This window comes from Sorangium sp. So ce1036, assembly GCF_051369805.1.
Lineage (GTDB): Bacteria > Myxococcota_A > Polyangia > Polyangiales > Polyangiaceae > Sorangium > Sorangium cellulosum_F.
Window position 1 is genome coordinate 2,120,366 of sequence record NZ_JBBMOX010000001.1, and the last position, 14,393, is coordinate 2,134,758.

At 72.9% G+C, this 14,393-nt stretch carries 9 protein-coding genes; 4 read left to right on the forward strand and 5 right to left on the reverse strand.

Going from position 1 to position 14,393, the window contains the following annotated elements:
• Positions 1 to 196: 196 nt before the first annotated feature.
• Together WMF31_RS07985 and WMF31_RS07990 are read right to left on the reverse strand one after the other, a co-directional pair.
• Positions 197 to 538: a hypothetical protein gene (locus WMF31_RS07985; protein ID WP_436601360.1), complete on the reverse strand. Its 342-nt coding sequence runs from the start codon at positions 536 to 538 to the stop codon at positions 197 to 199.
• A gap of 342 nt (positions 539 to 880) precedes the next feature.
• Complete coding sequence (locus WMF31_RS07990; protein ID WP_436601361.1) at positions 881 to 2,782, reverse strand: CotH kinase family protein; 1,902 nt, start codon at positions 2,780 to 2,782, stop codon at positions 881 to 883.
• Between the two features lie 684 nt (positions 2,783 to 3,466).
• Here WMF31_RS07990 and WMF31_RS07995 point away from each other — a divergent pair.
• The 3 genes from WMF31_RS07995 (at position 3,467) to WMF31_RS08005 (ending at position 8,317) form a co-directional block, all read left to right on the forward strand.
• Complete coding sequence (locus WMF31_RS07995) at positions 3,467 to 6,553, forward strand: TIGR03960 family B12-binding radical SAM protein (RefSeq protein ID WP_436601362.1); 3,087 nt, start codon at positions 3,467 to 3,469, stop codon at positions 6,551 to 6,553.
• 126 nt (positions 6,554 to 6,679) lie between these two features.
• Positions 6,680 to 7,369, forward strand: coding sequence for a sensor histidine kinase (locus WMF31_RS08000; protein ID WP_129352185.1), 690 nt, complete (start codon positions 6,680 to 6,682; stop codon positions 7,367 to 7,369).
• Between the two features lie 102 nt (positions 7,370 to 7,471).
• On the forward strand, positions 7,472 to 8,317 hold the full coding sequence (locus tag WMF31_RS08005) for a Uma2 family endonuclease (RefSeq protein ID WP_436601363.1): 846 nt from the start codon (positions 7,472 to 7,474) through the stop codon (positions 8,315 to 8,317).
• Between the two features lie 15 nt (positions 8,318 to 8,332).
• Here the strand turns inward: WMF31_RS08005 and WMF31_RS08010 are convergent, their stop codons facing one another.
• From WMF31_RS08010 to WMF31_RS08020, 3 genes are all read right to left on the reverse strand, one after another.
• Entirely contained in the window at positions 8,333 to 9,535 is a 1,203-nt protein-coding gene (locus WMF31_RS08010; protein ID WP_436601364.1) for a vWA domain-containing protein, read from the reverse strand.
• 2 nt (positions 9,536 to 9,537) lie between these two features.
• Positions 9,538 to 10,377 (reverse strand): AAA family ATPase, encoded by an 840-nt coding sequence (locus WMF31_RS08015; protein WP_436601365.1) that lies wholly within the window; start codon positions 10,375 to 10,377, stop codon positions 9,538 to 9,540.
• A 179-nt stretch (positions 10,378 to 10,556) separates the two neighbouring features.
• Positions 10,557 to 11,705, reverse strand: coding sequence for a phospholipase D-like domain-containing protein (locus WMF31_RS08020; protein ID WP_436601366.1), 1,149 nt, complete (start codon positions 11,703 to 11,705; stop codon positions 10,557 to 10,559).
• Positions 11,706 to 12,227: 522 nt separating this feature from the next.
• On the opposite strand from WMF31_RS08020, the gene WMF31_RS08025 reads away from it, so the two are divergent.
• Positions 12,228 to 14,096 (forward strand): glycoside hydrolase family 2 protein, encoded by a 1,869-nt coding sequence (locus tag WMF31_RS08025; protein ID WP_436606531.1) that lies wholly within the window; start codon positions 12,228 to 12,230, stop codon positions 14,094 to 14,096.
• Positions 14,097 to 14,393: the final 297 nt, after the last annotated feature.

Below are 14,393 nucleotides of genomic sequence, written 5' to 3' on the forward strand. Positions count from 1 at the left end.
GGTGGGGGATCGAGAGGGCGCGTCCCGGCCGCCCGGCGGGGGCGACGCCCGTGAGGAACGGTCCCACATCGATCCTGCACCGGGGTCGCGTCGGTGCCGCGTCGGTGCCGTGTCGCTGCCGCGTCGGTGCCCGTGCTCGCTGCCGCGTCGGTGCCCGTGCTCGCTGCCGCGCACTGCGAGCCTGGGCGGCGCGGTCCTAGGCGTCGGATGCGCGCTCGGCGGCGAGCAGGCTTTGCACTGCGTAGGGCACCGCCTCGACGCCGGCGAGCTCTGCGAGCGCATAGGCGATGTGCTCGCGGCTCGCGTGCGGGGGGATGCCGACGATCGCCCACGAGCCCCCTTCGCCGCGCTGCAGGTTGCGGCCGCGCTCGACGCGGAGCGTGGAGACGGCCGAGTAGACGGCCACCGTCATCCGCTTCGGTCGCAGGCGGTCGAGCGCGCGCAGGGCGAACGCGATCCGATCGAAGTCGCTGGGATCGCGGTACTCGACGTGCAGCTCTCGATCGATCGCCACGTGGTGGGGGTCACGCTCGCGCACGGCGTGAGCATAGCCCATGCGGGTCCTCGCGCTGCCCTGGCGGCGATCGACCCGCGTCAGCCATCCGAGCCCGGACGAGGCGGCACCGTCGCGATCGCTCCGCGCCTGGATCGCGCGCTCGTCCAGCATCGCGCACGTGCTGCGGCCAGCCCTCCGGAGGAGGTCGATCCGTTGCAGACCCCCCTGCGGCAGGCCCTCTGCAACGGACCCGCTCCGTCGCGGGCCCCCGGCGGCACCTCCCGCAGGGGTGCTGGGTGCCGCCGCCGTCGCCCCTCGGCCGGGGCCGGGGGCGCCGAGGGCCCAGGTCTCCCTACCTCGGGCCGCCGTCACCCTCGTGCCGTGTCACGGCAAGTTGGTGTCCATCCAGGCGAGCCGCTCGATGAGGAAGTCGCGCATGACCTGCAGCTGGCCCTCCCACGTCGGCTCGGTGGGGCCGCCGAGGAAGCCGGTGCTCGACCGGATGATGCTCGCCACCGGCCACCGCTCGAAATCGCGGACCACGGCGCGCGCGAGCGGGCCGCTCAGGCTGTCCATGCGCTGCTCGATCGCGGCCTGGGACAGGAGCGTCTGGCGAAGCTCCGTGTAACGCGCCCTCACCTGCGCCATGAAGGCCGGATCGGCGGTGAGCTTCTGATACCAGTTGTTGACGTTCCTCTGGCCGCTGAAGCGCCAGCCGGTGTCGGACGCCGATTGCGGCGTCGCGTCCTGGGCGCCCACGCCGCCGAGCGCGAAGTTGTAGTCCCACAGCGGGCCGGCCTTGAGCTTCTGGTTGCGATCCTTGAAGTAGTAGGCGCTCCGCACGTACGCGTCCACGTTGAGCGTCAGCTCGTTGATGATCAGGTAATCGATGAACGACGGCACGTCGATGTGCGCCGTATAATCGCCGATCGGCGTCTGGTGGAGGCTGTCGTGGAACGCCTGGATGTACTGCGTCAACCAGGTCTTCTGCTGTTCGTTCAGGGGATCGGGGTCCACCACCTCGAGATCGATCCAGCAGGTGCCGCCCGTGCCGGGGCGCGGCCCCCCGAAGCCCCCGAACGACGGGAGGGGCTCCGAGCCGGTGCAGAGGAGCTTCGGCTCCTCGGCGGCCGCCTGGTCGAACTTGAAGATGTAGCCGCCGCTGATCTTGGGCAGCTCCTGGTCGTCCTCGTCGAGCTGCTTGAGATCGGTGCGCACCTTGTTGTTCTTGATGGTCTCCGAGACCCAGTAGATGCCCTGATAGTCCGCCTCGCCGATGGGGCGCGCCTCGTAGTTCAGGTAGACCTCGGCGAACCTGGTGCGCGGCGCCTCCAGGCCCATGTCCCGGCCGAGGGTGTAGGTGAACGGATTGCGGATCAACGTGCGGTCGTAGTAGGGCGGGATCAGCGCCCAGTCCGAGTCGGCGGGCATGCCGAGGATCTCGTAGTCGAGGTCCTCGTCGTCGTTGTCCCACAGCTCGAGCTTGTACGGCGTCTGCGGGAAGGAGCGCGACGACTGGCCGCGCACGTGATAGCCCCCGCGCATCGCCAGCGTGGGCAGCGAGGCCATCGAGGCCACCCCGTTGACCGGCTCCCAGATCATCACCGCCGCGTCGAAGTAGACCTCTTTGTCGGTCGGCTTGCCCTTGCCGTAACCGTCCACGACCATGATGGGGATATCGGAGATCGCATCAACGGTGCGCGCGATGTAGATGCCCGTGCTCACGGAGCCGCTCGCGGCGCCCTCCACGAACGCCTGCGCGCGGAGCTGCGTCGTGGCCGTGAGGATCACGGGCTCGCCCGTGTACAGCGTGGAGGCCGCGGTCGGCAGCTGTCCATCGACCGTATAGCGGATCTCGGCCCCCGCGATGGTCGTGGTCATTCCCACCTGGATCTGATCCCTGAAGGTCTGGCTCGGCGTCGAGAACGCGACATCCCCGATCAACGATGGAGCCGTCGGCGTGGTGCCGTCGTCGCTCGAGCCTCCGGTCGACGTGCTCGTCGTGGGCGCCCCGCCGTCCCCGGTCCCGCCCGTCCCCACGGTGCCGGGCTCGTTCGTTCCACCCGTCCCCGCGCCGCCGCCGCCTGTCGCGGAGCCGCCGCCGACCGCGGAGCCGCCGCCTGTCGCGGAGCCGCCGCCGTCGCTCGCGTTGCCGCCTGTCGCGGAGCCGCCGCCGTCGCTCGTGCCGCCGCCGTCGCTCGCGCCGCCGCCTGTCGCGGAGCCGCCGCCTGCCGCCGAGCCGCCGCCTGCCGCCGAGCCGCCGCCTGTCGCGGAGCCGCCACCCACCGCGGAGCCTCCAGCGCCGTCCTCGGGCATCACGGGCAGCCGGTCCGGTGCCTGGCCGCAGGCAACGCTCAGTCCGAAAATGACGAGGGAGATGGATCGATTGGGCCCGGTAAAGCGTGTGCGTTTAAGCATGTCGGTATTTTCCGCCGTTGACTTCATCCAAAGTTTGCAAGCTCGTCATTCTACTGGCGCACAGGGGTGCCGCGCCACCGGCATCTCGGCGGCACGGAAGATGAACTTTCCGACACGCACGGAGAAATCATGGAGGCGGCATCGCGCTTCTCCGGCCCTGGCAAACGGACTCGACGCGTCGCGACCTCCCGGGCATTGCCGCGTATCCACCGGCGGAGCGCAAACGTGGAGGTGAACGTCGACATGGAGGTGACGTGAACGCGGTCGTACACGGTCAGACGTCGACGTGGACGACCACGGCCAGGACGGCCCCTGGACTGGCAGCCGCCTTCTGACGGGCGAGCTAGCCAGCACCCCTCGTGGATGGGAGTGCATACGTCCACGGTCACGTCAGCCGGCGACGACCACGACCACGGCCACGACCATGGCCACGGCCACGACCATGGCCATGGCCGCGACGCGGAGGGGGCGCGCGTGCCGGGGCTCCTTGCCGAGGCCGCCGGGCGCTCGGCGGATGCCGGCGAACCCCGGCCATGCTACGCGCGAGGCGCCATGGACAGCCTCCCCCTCCTCTCAGGCCACCCGTACGCCTCCTTCCTCGACCAGGTCGAGAAGCCCGCGCGGTACGCGGGCGGCGAGGTCGGCTCGGTCGTGAAGGACTGGTCCGCGGTCGAGGCGCGCGTCTGCCTCGCCTTCCCGGATGTCTACGACATCGGGATGAGCCACCTCGGCTTCAAGATCCTCTACAAGCTGCTCAACGACGACCCCCGCACGCTCGCCGAGCGCTGCTACGCGCCCTGGGTCGACATGGAAGCCGAGCTCGTGAAGCGCGGGCTGCCGCTCGTCTCCCTCGAGTCCGCGCGCCCGCTCCGCGACTTCGACGTCGTGGGCTTCTCCCTGCAGTTCGAGCTCACCTACTCGAACATCCTCACGATGCTCCACCTCGGCGGCGTCCCGCTCCGCGCCGCGGACCGCGGCGAGGACGACCCGCTCGTCATCGCGGGCGGCCCCACGGCGACCCACCCCGAGCCGATCGCCCCCTTCCTCGACGCCCTCGTCATCGGCGACGGCGAGGCGAAGGCCTCGGAGGTCGCCCTCACGTGGGCGCGCCTCAAGCGGGAGGGCGCGCCGCGACGCGAGCGGCTCCTCGCGATCGCGCGCCTCGGCGCCGTCTACGTGCCCTCGCTCTACGCGACCCGGCTCGACCCCGACACCGGCCTCGAGGTCGTCGACCGCCCGCTCGCCGACGGCATCCCGTTCCCGATCGAGCGCGCCCTCGTCGACCTCGACCAGTACCCGTTCCCGGACGAGAGCCCCACCGGCGGCCCCGAGGCGATCTTCGACCGCATGTCGATCGAGATCGCCCGCGGCTGCACCGAGGGGTGCCGCTTCTGCCAGGCCGGCATGATCTACCGCCCCGTGCGCGAGCGCGATCCCGAGCAGATCGTCGACACCGTGATGCGCGCGGTGCAGCGGTCCGGCCAGGACGAGGTCTCGCTCACGGCGCTCTCGACGGCCGACGTCTCCTGCATCTCTCCGCTCATCAAGAAGGTCACCGAGCGCCTCACCGCCGAGCGGATCTCCCTCGGCGTCTCGTCGCTGCGCGCCTACGGGCTCGAGCCCGAGCTCCTCGACGAGCTCAAGCGAGTGCGCGCGACCGGCCTCACCTTCGCGCCCGAGGCGGGGACCCAGAGGATGCGCGACGTCGTGAACAAGAACGTCACGGAGGAGCAGCTCCTCGAGACGGCCGAGCGCGTGTTCCGCCGCGGCTGGGGCAAGATGAAGCTCTACTTCATGATCGGGCTCCCGACCGAGACCGACGAGGACGTGCGCGGCATCGTCGAGACGGGCGCCCGCGCCGCCGCCGCCGGGAGGAGGGCGGCCGGCAAGGGCAAGCCGGTCGACGTCACCGTCAGCGTCTCGACCCACGTGCCGAAGCCCCACACCCCCTTCCAGTGGGCGGCGATGGACACGCTCGCCGAGGTCGGGCGCAAGCAGCAGCTCCTCAAGGACACGGTGCGGCCCTACCGCGCCGTCACGCTGAGGACCCACGAGGCGCACGCCAGCGTCCTCGAGGGCATCTTCGCCCGCGGCGATCGCCGCCTCGCCGACGTCCTCGAGCGGGCCTGGCAGAACGGCGCCCGCTTCGACTCGTGGGACGACCAGCTCAAGCTGTCCGTGTGGGAGGAGGCGTTCGTGCGCCACGGCGTCGACCGGGCCAGGTACCTCGGCACCCTCCCGCTGACCGCGCGGCTGCCGTGGGACCACATCGACGTCGGCCTCGAGGAGGGCTTCCTCGCGAGGGAGTACAGGAAGGCGCTCCAGAACCGCCTCAGCCCGCCGTGCGGCAAGGTCGCCGGCACGTTCGTGCACCACACCAACCTCGAGGACGCGACGGCCGATACCCGGCGGCTCGTCTGCTACGACTGCGGCGTCGCCTGCGACATGACGCAGATGCGCGAGGAGCGGCTGACCTTCCTCGAGAAGCTCGGCGCGCACCGGCGCTCGCTGCCGGTCCTCCCCGACGATCGCGACGCGCCGCCCGCCGCCGGCCCGGCCGCCGAGGCCTCGCCGGCCGCCGCCGAGGCGCCGGCCGCCGCCGAGGCGCCGGCCGCCGCCGAGGCGCTGCCCGCCGCCGCCGAGGCGCTGCCCGCCGCCGCCGAGGCGCTGCCCGCCGCCGCCGAGGCGCTGCCCGCCGCCGCCGAGGCGCTGCCCGCCGCCGAGGCGCCGCCGAGGGCGCCGAAGCAGAAGAAGCCCGCGCCGGTGCGGCAAGGGCGCGGCGGCATCCGCTACCGCTTCCGCTTCGAGAAGACCGGGCCCATGGCGCTGCTCGGCCACCTCGACGTCGTGCGCGAGCTGCCCCGCGTGCTCCGGCGCGTCGGCGCGCCGATGACCTACACCGCGGGCTTCCATCCCAAGCCCGACATGACGTTCTCGCCGGCGCTCTCGCTCGGCGTGATCAGCCTCGACGAGTACGTCGACCTCCGCCTCGAGCGCGATCTCGACGCCGCCGCGCTCGACGCGCTCGCCCAGGCCATGACGGCCGCGAGCCCGCGCGGGCTCGTCTTCCGCGCCGCCGTGAAGCTCGGCCCGGACGATCCGGCCCTCAGCAAGCTGATCGCCGGGGCCCGCTACGCGCTCGCGTTCGCGCGCTCCGCGATCGGCCGCGACGCCGAGGCGATCCTCGCCGCCCGCGCGAGCGCCGCCCTCGCGGCCCCCGCGCTCCCGATCCGCCGCGAGATCGAGCGGCTCGCGAAGATGGTCGACGTCCGCCAGTACCTCGTGCGGGCCGAGGTCGGCGGGCCCGACGTGCTCTCGGCCCTCGCGCGCGCCGGGCTCGCCGGCGACCTCGTGGCGCTCGACGTCGAGGTCGACATCCGCGGCTCCGGCGCGGTGAAGTCGTCCGAGGTCGCGGCCGTGATCGCCGGCGAGCCCGGGGAGGCGCCGGGCGCGCTCGTGCCGCCGCCTCACCGCGCCGTGCGGCTCGAGCTGTTCGGCCGCACCGCGCCGGCGGGCTCCGCGGCGCCCGAGCGCTTCTCCCTCCTCGACCTCGCGCGGGCGCGCCGCGTCAAGCCGGCCCCGGAGCGAGCGCAGCCGCCCGCGCCCGCGGCCGACGCGCTCGCCACCAGCGCCGAGTGACCCGGGCCCGTGCGCCCCGATCGTGAGTCTCTGCCCAGGTCGTGATCCTCGCTGGACGCGCCCGCGCGCCGCCCGCTCGGCGCGCGGGCGATCGCGCGGGGCATCGGCTACGCTCAGCGCGGACGTATGACAAAAGAGGGTTCCAGGACCGAATGCTGCGCCGCGCGCCTCGCGGCGGCGGGAGCGGTCGGCGCGAGCGTCGCCCACGAGCTGCGCAACGCCCTCGCGGTCGCCGAGTCGTCGCTGTTCCTGGCGCAGCGCGATCTCGACGATCGGCCCCGCCTGATGCGCCACCTCGACCGGGTGACGAGCGAGATCCGCAAGGCGCACGAGGTCATCGGCAGCGTCCTCGGGCTCGCGCGCGGCGAGCCGCTGCGGCGCGAGCCGGCGCCGGTCGGCAAGCTCATCGAGAGCGCCCGGCACGCGCTGGTCCTGCCCACGGCGGTCCAGTTCGAGGTGGCCGTCGCGCCGGCCGATCTCACGCTCCTCTGCGATCCCATCCTGCTCGAGCGCGTCTTCTCGAACCTCTACCTCAACGCGGTCGAGGCGCTCGACGGCGCCCCCGGGGGCTCGATCGTCACGCGCGCCTGGCGAGGCGACGAGCGCACCTACCTCGAGGTCGAGGACAACGGCCCCGGCGTCCACCCGTGCGTGATCGACCACCTCTTCGAGCCGCTCGTGACCGCCAAGGTGAAGGGGACGGGCCTCGGGCTCGCGCTGAGCCGGATCATCATCGAGGCGCACGGCGGCGAGATCACCGCGACGCGGGGCGCGGGGCGGGGCACGGCGTTCCGCATGTGGCTGCCGAACGACTAGCGCTGCGTCCCCGGGACGGGCTCGGGGGACGACGTACCAGGCCGGCCGGCCCGGGGGGCGGACGGCCGACGGGGCGCGCCGCCCGTGTGCTATCGTCGTCTCATGCAGCAGCGGGCCAGGCGCCGGCCGACCGAGCGCGGACCTTTCCGCGTGGAGCACCTCCGCTCGGGCGACCCGTACGAGCTCTCGAACGGCCACCCCATCTACTGCGCCCCCACCGGAGGGCGCGCCTCCGGGCCGAACTCGCTGGGCAGCTCGGTCGTGGGGTGGGACCCCGCGGTCAAGGAGGTCGGCGTGGACACCGGGTATTCCCTGGGCCCGGACACGCTCCGCGCGCCCGACGTCGCGGTGGGCAACGTGCCCGACCGGCCCGGCTGGGTGAACGGCGTCCCGGAGCTCGCCATCGAGTACGCCGACGTGGGGCAGGACGAGGCGAAGCTCCAGCAGAAGATCGCCGAGCTGCTCGCGGCCGGCACGCGGTTCCTGTGGGTGGTGCGCCTCAACGGCCCGCGGCGGGTCGAGGTGCACGAGCCTCGCAAGCGCGCGCGGGTCGTGCTGCCCGGTCAGATGCTGAGCGCGCCCGGCGTCCTCAAGAACGCGATCCGCGTCGAGGCGCTCTACGACCGCGGCGAGGCCGAGAAGGCCACGCTGACCAACCTGCTCCAGCGGCATGGGTACGAGGACCTCGACGCCGTGCTCGCAAAAGGGCGCGAGCAGGGGCGCGAAGCGGGGCGCGAGGAGGGGCGCGAGGCGGGGCGCGACGAGGGGATCCTCGAGGGCAAGCGCGATGCACTGCGGCGGGTGATGGGCCGGCGCGGGCTGCGGCTCACGAAGGCGGCCACGGCGAAGATCGCGTCGTGCAGGAGCGAGCGCGAGCTCGATCGATGGCTCGACCGCGCCCTCGTCGCGAAGACCGCGGCGGAGGTGTTCAAGCGCGCGGGCCGCTGAGCGGCGGGCCCCGGCTCAGGCCCGGCCGCGGCCGCGGACGAGCTCCGCGACGGCGTCCCCCAGCCCCTCGAGCGTGAGCGGGAACATCGGGAAGATGCTCTTGATGGCGTCGACGGTCGGGTGCGGGTACGGGCCCACCCCGTCCGGGTTCAGCCACGCCGCGCGATCGAAGTGGTCGCGGAGCATCATCAGCCACGCGACGCCGGGCGCCCGCGCGTCGGCCTCGAGCGCGGACAGGCCCCCGCCGCCGGAGATCGACGCGCCGAGCAGCTCGTAGGGCGCCATCGCCGCGTCCCCGACCATCACGAGCTTGTGGTGCCTGCCGCACTCGTGGAGGAGCTCCCGCACGGAGACGGGCTCCCGCAGCCCCTCGGTCCTGAAGACCCTGCCGTAGACGCAGTTGTGGAAGTAGTAGCTCCGGAGCTCCTTCCAGTGCGTCGCGCGCCTCGCCGCGCTGAAGAGCTGCGACACGAGCGCGGCGTGGGGATCCATCGAGCCGCCCACGTCCATCATCAGGATCACGCGCGTGCTCGGGCGGCGCGGTGGCCTCATCACGATCTCGATCTCGCCCGCGTTCCTGGCCGTCGCGTCGATCGTCGCCTCGATGTCGAGCTCGCGCGCACCGCCCTCGCGCGCGAAGGCGCGCAGCTTGCGCAGCGCGATCTCGATCTGGCGCACGTCGAGCGTGACGTCGCTGCGGTAGGCCCGGTAGCGGCGCGCGTCGGCGCTCGCCAGCGCGCCGCCCCGCCCGCCCGCGGGGCCGCCGACCTGGATCCCGCTCGGGTGGTAGCCGTGGCGGCCGAACGGCGAGGTGCCGCCGGTCCCGATCCAGCGGCTCCCGCCGTCGTGGCGCTCCCGCTGCTCGCGCAGGCGCTCCTCGAACTGCCGGAGCACCTCCTCGAGGTCGAGCTCCTCGATCATCGCCTTCTCCTCGTCGGAGAGGGCGCGCATCTTGACCGGATCCCGGAGCCACGAGAGCAGCTCCTCCGCGACCGCCTTGGCCTCGACGGGCACGCCGCGAAAGTGCTTGGCGAACGCGAGGTCGAAGTCGTCGAGGTGCGCCTCGGAGTGGACCAGCAGCGCCCGCGCGACGTGGTAGAAGCCGTCGAGCGAGCTGTCGTGGAGCCCCGCGGCGAGCGCCCGCGCGAGGCCGACGGCCTCTTGGGCCCCGACCGGGACCCTGCGGGCCCGGAGCTCGTAGAGGAACTCGACGAACATGGCTACGACCGGTACCGCCTGCCGCCGGCGAGCTGGTCGGCGAGCGCGGCCAGGTCCTGCTCCTTCTTGAGCAGCGCGCCGAGGAAGGGCAGCGCCTTCTCGAGCCTCACCTCCCTCACGCCCGCCCTGCGCAGCACCGCGATCCAGTCGATGAGCTCGCTCGTCGACGGCCGCTTCCGGAGCCGGGCGTTGCTCCGGATCTCGTAGAAGACCTGCATGGCCTGGTCGGCGAGGGTCCGATCGAGGTCGGGGTGGTGGACGCGGACGATCTCCCGCATGAGCTCGGGCTCCGGGAAGTCGATGAAGTGGAACACGCAGCGGCGCAGGAAGGCGTCCGGCAGCTCCTTCTCGTTGTTGCTGGTGATGATCACGACGGGCCGCTCCCGCGCGACGATGTCGTCCCCGGTCTCGGCGATGCGGAAGCGCATCCGATCGAGCTCGTGGAGGAGGTCGTTCGGGAACTCGAGGTCCGCCTTGTCGACCTCGTCGATGAGGAGCACGACGCGCCGCTCGGCGCTGAACGCCTGCCCGAGGGGGCCGAGCTTGATGTAGCGGCGGATGTCGCGCACGTCCCCGTCGCCGAAGCGCGAGTCGTGGAGGCGCTGGACGGTGTCGTAGACGTAGAGCCCGTCCTGGGCGCGCGTCGTGCTCTTGACGTGCCAGGGGATGAGCTCGGCCGACAGGCTGTCTGCGATGGCCTCGGCGAGCAGCGTCTTGCCGGTGCCGGGCTCTCCCTTGACGAGGAGCGGCCGCTCCAGGACCAGCGCGCAGTTGACGGCGGCCTCGAGCGCCTCGCTCGTGAGGTAGCGTTCGGTGCCGCGGAAGCGGCGAAAATCGGACATGGCGAACGGTAGCACCGCGCGGCGGCGGCGGGCGCGGCGGGGTGGAGCGGGGCGCCGGGGGCTCACCGGAGGGGCCGGAGCGCAGGCGAGCCACCAGAGGGGCTCCGCCGGAGCGCAGGCCCCGGAGGGGAGCCCCCGGCGCCCCGCTCCACCCCGCCGCGGCGGCGGGCGCGGGCAGGTCAGAGCCAGTCGCGCGCGAGGTAGGCCGTCCAGGAGGCGGCCCGCTCCCAGAGGGGGCGCCGGATCCAGCGCGCGACGGTGATCTCGCGGCACGAGGCGAGGTCCTCGGTGAACATCCGCTCCATCGCGCCCGCGAACCCGCGGTGCGTGATGACGGCGTTCGCCTCGATGTTCATGCGGAGCGACTGGCTGTCGAGGTTGGTGGAGCCGACGGTGGCCCAGGAGCCGTCGACGACGGCGGTCTTGGCGTGCAGGACGCGGCCGCGCCACTCGAATAGGCGGGCGCCGGCGTCGAGGAGGTGGCCGTAGATGGCGCGCGACGCGAGCAGGACGGCGGGCACGTCGGTCGTGCCCGCGACCATGATCCTGACGTCGACGCCGCGGCGGGCGGCGGCGGCGAGCGCGTGGATGATCCGGAGCGGCGGCAGGAAGTAGGCGTTCGTGATGAAGATCCGGCGCCGGGCGCGCTCGATGGCCTGGCGGTAGGCGTCGCGGATGCCGTGGCGGTGCCTCCTCCGGGGGAGATCGTTGCTGATGATCTGGACCGCGGGATCGGGCCTGCGCGCGTCGTAGCCGTAGCGCTCGCCGTCGACGGGGGGGCCGCCGGCGCGCTGCCAGGTGCGCAGGAAGAAGTACTGGAGCTCGGCGGCGGCGGGGCCCTCGATGCGGAGGTGGGTGTCGCGCCAGCCGGCGCCGCCGTCCTCCGGGGCCGCGTAGTCGTCGGAGATGTTGAGGCCGCCGATGAACGCGACGGCGCCGTCGACGATGAGCGCCTTGCGGTGGTCGCGGCGCGCGACCTTCCCGAACGGGGCGGAGAGCTCGATCGGGCGGAAGGCGAGGGGCCGGACGCCGGCGCGGCGGAGCCCGTCGAGGAAGGACGACGACACCGAGGAGCCCCAGGCGTCGAAGAGCAGGCTCACCTCGACGCCCGCCGCCGCGCGCTCGGCGAGCGCCTCGGCGAAGCGCTGGCCGGTGCGGTCGCTCCTGAGGATGTACGTCTCCAGGCAGACGGTGCGCTGCGCGCCGGCGATGGCCGCGAGCATCGCCGGGTACGCCTGCGCGCCGTCCTTGAGGAGCGCGAGGCGGTGATGGCCGACGGTCATCTCGGCGAAGGCAGGGGCGGTGGACGCGGGGGGGCGCTGGGACATGCGGCGGGCGGCAGGGCTCCGCGGTGGAGGCGGCGGCCGGCGATGATAGCGCGACCGGGGGGTGACGCCGAGGCGGGCCGGGGCAGGGCGGGGGAGGGGAGCCTCGGTCGTCGCGCGCGCGGGATCGTGGGCCGCCCGCCCCCCGGGCCCGTCGAGAGACGAGCACCCCTGCGGTCAGCTCGGAGGGCGATCGGGCTCGGAGCTCGACCCCTGGAGCGGCGAGCCCTCCCGGGCCAGCGGGGAGGGCGGGATGCCCGGAAGAGCGCCTGAAGCAGAGAAGTCCAGGAGAGAGCGGCAATACGTGAGATTGGCACTCTGTTCGGCTCGCCTGGAATGACGCGCGAGGTGAGGTGCTCGCCACGTCCGCAATAAAGCAGGTTGGACTCACTCCGGGTGGACGGGCATTCTCCAGCGGCGCGCGGGACGCTCTGGCGCCGTGCTCATCGCAGGGGTTGCGCGGTCGGAGAGAGGACACGTCACGGGATGACACGGAAGCAAGGGAGAGGGGTCTTGCAGGAGGACATGTCGAACGTGGGGGGGCGCGAGCACGGGTACCCGAGGCCGCAGCTCCGGCGCGCCGGGTGGACTTCCCTGAACGGGACATGGGCGTTCGCGCTCGATCCGGAGGCGCGATGGCGCAAGCCCGGCGAGGTCGTCTGGGATCGCGCCATCGAGGTCCCGTTCGCGCCGGAGACGGAGCGGAGCGGCGTCGGAGAGACGGGGTTCTTCCGCGCCTGCTTCTACCGGCGGATGTTCGAGGCGCCCGATCTCCGCAAAGGCGAGCGGCTGATCCTGCACTTCGGCGCCGTCGACTACGAGGCCACCGTCTGGATCCAGGGGAGCCGGGTCGCGCAGCACACCGGCGGATACACGCCCTTCTCCGTCGACATCACCGACTACCTCACCCCGTCCGGGCCGCAGGAGATCATCGTGCGCGCCGAGGATGATCCCGCCGAGCTGACGAAGCCGCGCGGCAAGCAGGACTGGCAGCTCGATCCCCACTCGATCTGGTACCCGCGCACGACCGGCATCTGGCAGACCGTCTGGATGGAGCGCGTCCCCGCGACGTCGGTCGCGGTGGTGCGCTGGACCGCGAGCCTAACCCGATGGGAGCTCGACTTCTACGTGAAGATCGCGGGGGTCCGGCGCGACGACCTGCGCCTCAGGCTGCGGCTCCACAGCGGCGGCACGGTGCTCGCCGACGACACGTACGCCGTGGTCGCCAGCGAGGTGCACCGGCGGATCGCGCTCTCCGATCCCGGGATCGACGACTCCCGGAACCTCCTCCTCTGGAGCCCAGACTCGCCCACCCTGATCCAGGCGGAGATCGAGCTCCTCGGGCCGGACGGAGAGGTCATCGACCGCGTCCTCAGCTACACGGCGCTGCGCTCGATCGCGATCCAGGGCGACCGCATCGTGCTCAACGGGCGGCCGCTCCCGCTGCGGATGGTGCTGGATCAGGGCTACTGGCCCGGCACCGGGATGACGCCGCCGGACGATCACGCGCTCCGGCGCGACGTGGAGCTCGCGCGCGCGATGGGCTTCAACGGCGTGCGCAAGCACCAGAAGATCGAGGACCCGCGCTACCTCTACTGGGCGGACACGCTGGGCCTCATGGTCTGGGAAGAGATGCCGAGCGCCTACCGCTTCACCATGCTGTCGGTCGAGCGCCTCACGCGGGAGTGGACCGAGGCGATCCGGCGCGACTACAGCCACCCGTGCATCATCGCGTGGGTGCCGTTCAACGAGTCCTGGGGCGTGCCGAACCTGCCGGACAACGCGGGGGAGCGCCACTGGGTCGAGGCGCTCTATCACCTCACGGCGACGCTCGACGCGACCCGCCCCGTGGTCGGCAACGACGGGTGGGAGAGCGTCGCGACCGACATCATCGGCATCCACGACTACGACGCCGACGCGGAGCGGCTCGCGCGGCGCTACCACGCCGACGAGGTCCGCCCCCGGCTGTTCCAGCGGGAGCGCCCCGGGGGGCGCATCCTGGTCCTCGGCGGGCACGAGAAGAAGATCGACCAGCCGATCATCCTGTCGGAGTTCGGCGGGATCGCGCTCCGGCGGGGCGAGCCGGGGATCTGGGGTTACTCGGTCTGCGACTCCCCGCAGGCGTTCGCGCGCGCGTACGAGCGGCTGATCGCGGCCGTGCGCTCGGTCGAGCTGCTCTCCGGCTTCTGCTACACGCAGTTCGCCGACACGTACCAGGAGGCGAACGGGCTCCTCTACGCGGACCGGACGCCGAAGTTCCCGCTCCACGAGATCGCCGCGGCGACGCGCGGCCACGCCGCCGGCCACCCGCTGCCCGACTGCATGGATCTCCGGGAGCGCGATGGCCCGCGGCAAGAAGGGATCATCGAGCCTCCGCCCAGCGGCCACGGATAGCCGCGCCGGGGCGAGCGCCTCGGCCTGGTCGGCGCGCGCGCCCCTCGCTGCGCCGCGCTGCGCGCCCCTGGCGGTCGCGCTCATCGCGCCGCCGCACACACGCTGGCGGTCGCGCTCATCGCGCCGCCGCGCGCCCTGGCGGTCGCGCTCATCGCGGCGCCGCACACTCCCGGGCGATCACGCTCATCCTCCACGCGCCCTTCGCCGCTGCGCGATCGCAGCGCGGCGCTCAGCGATCCTCGCGGTGATGCGAAGAGCGCCGCGTCATGCGCTCCGGGCATGCTCCTTGAAAGGCGC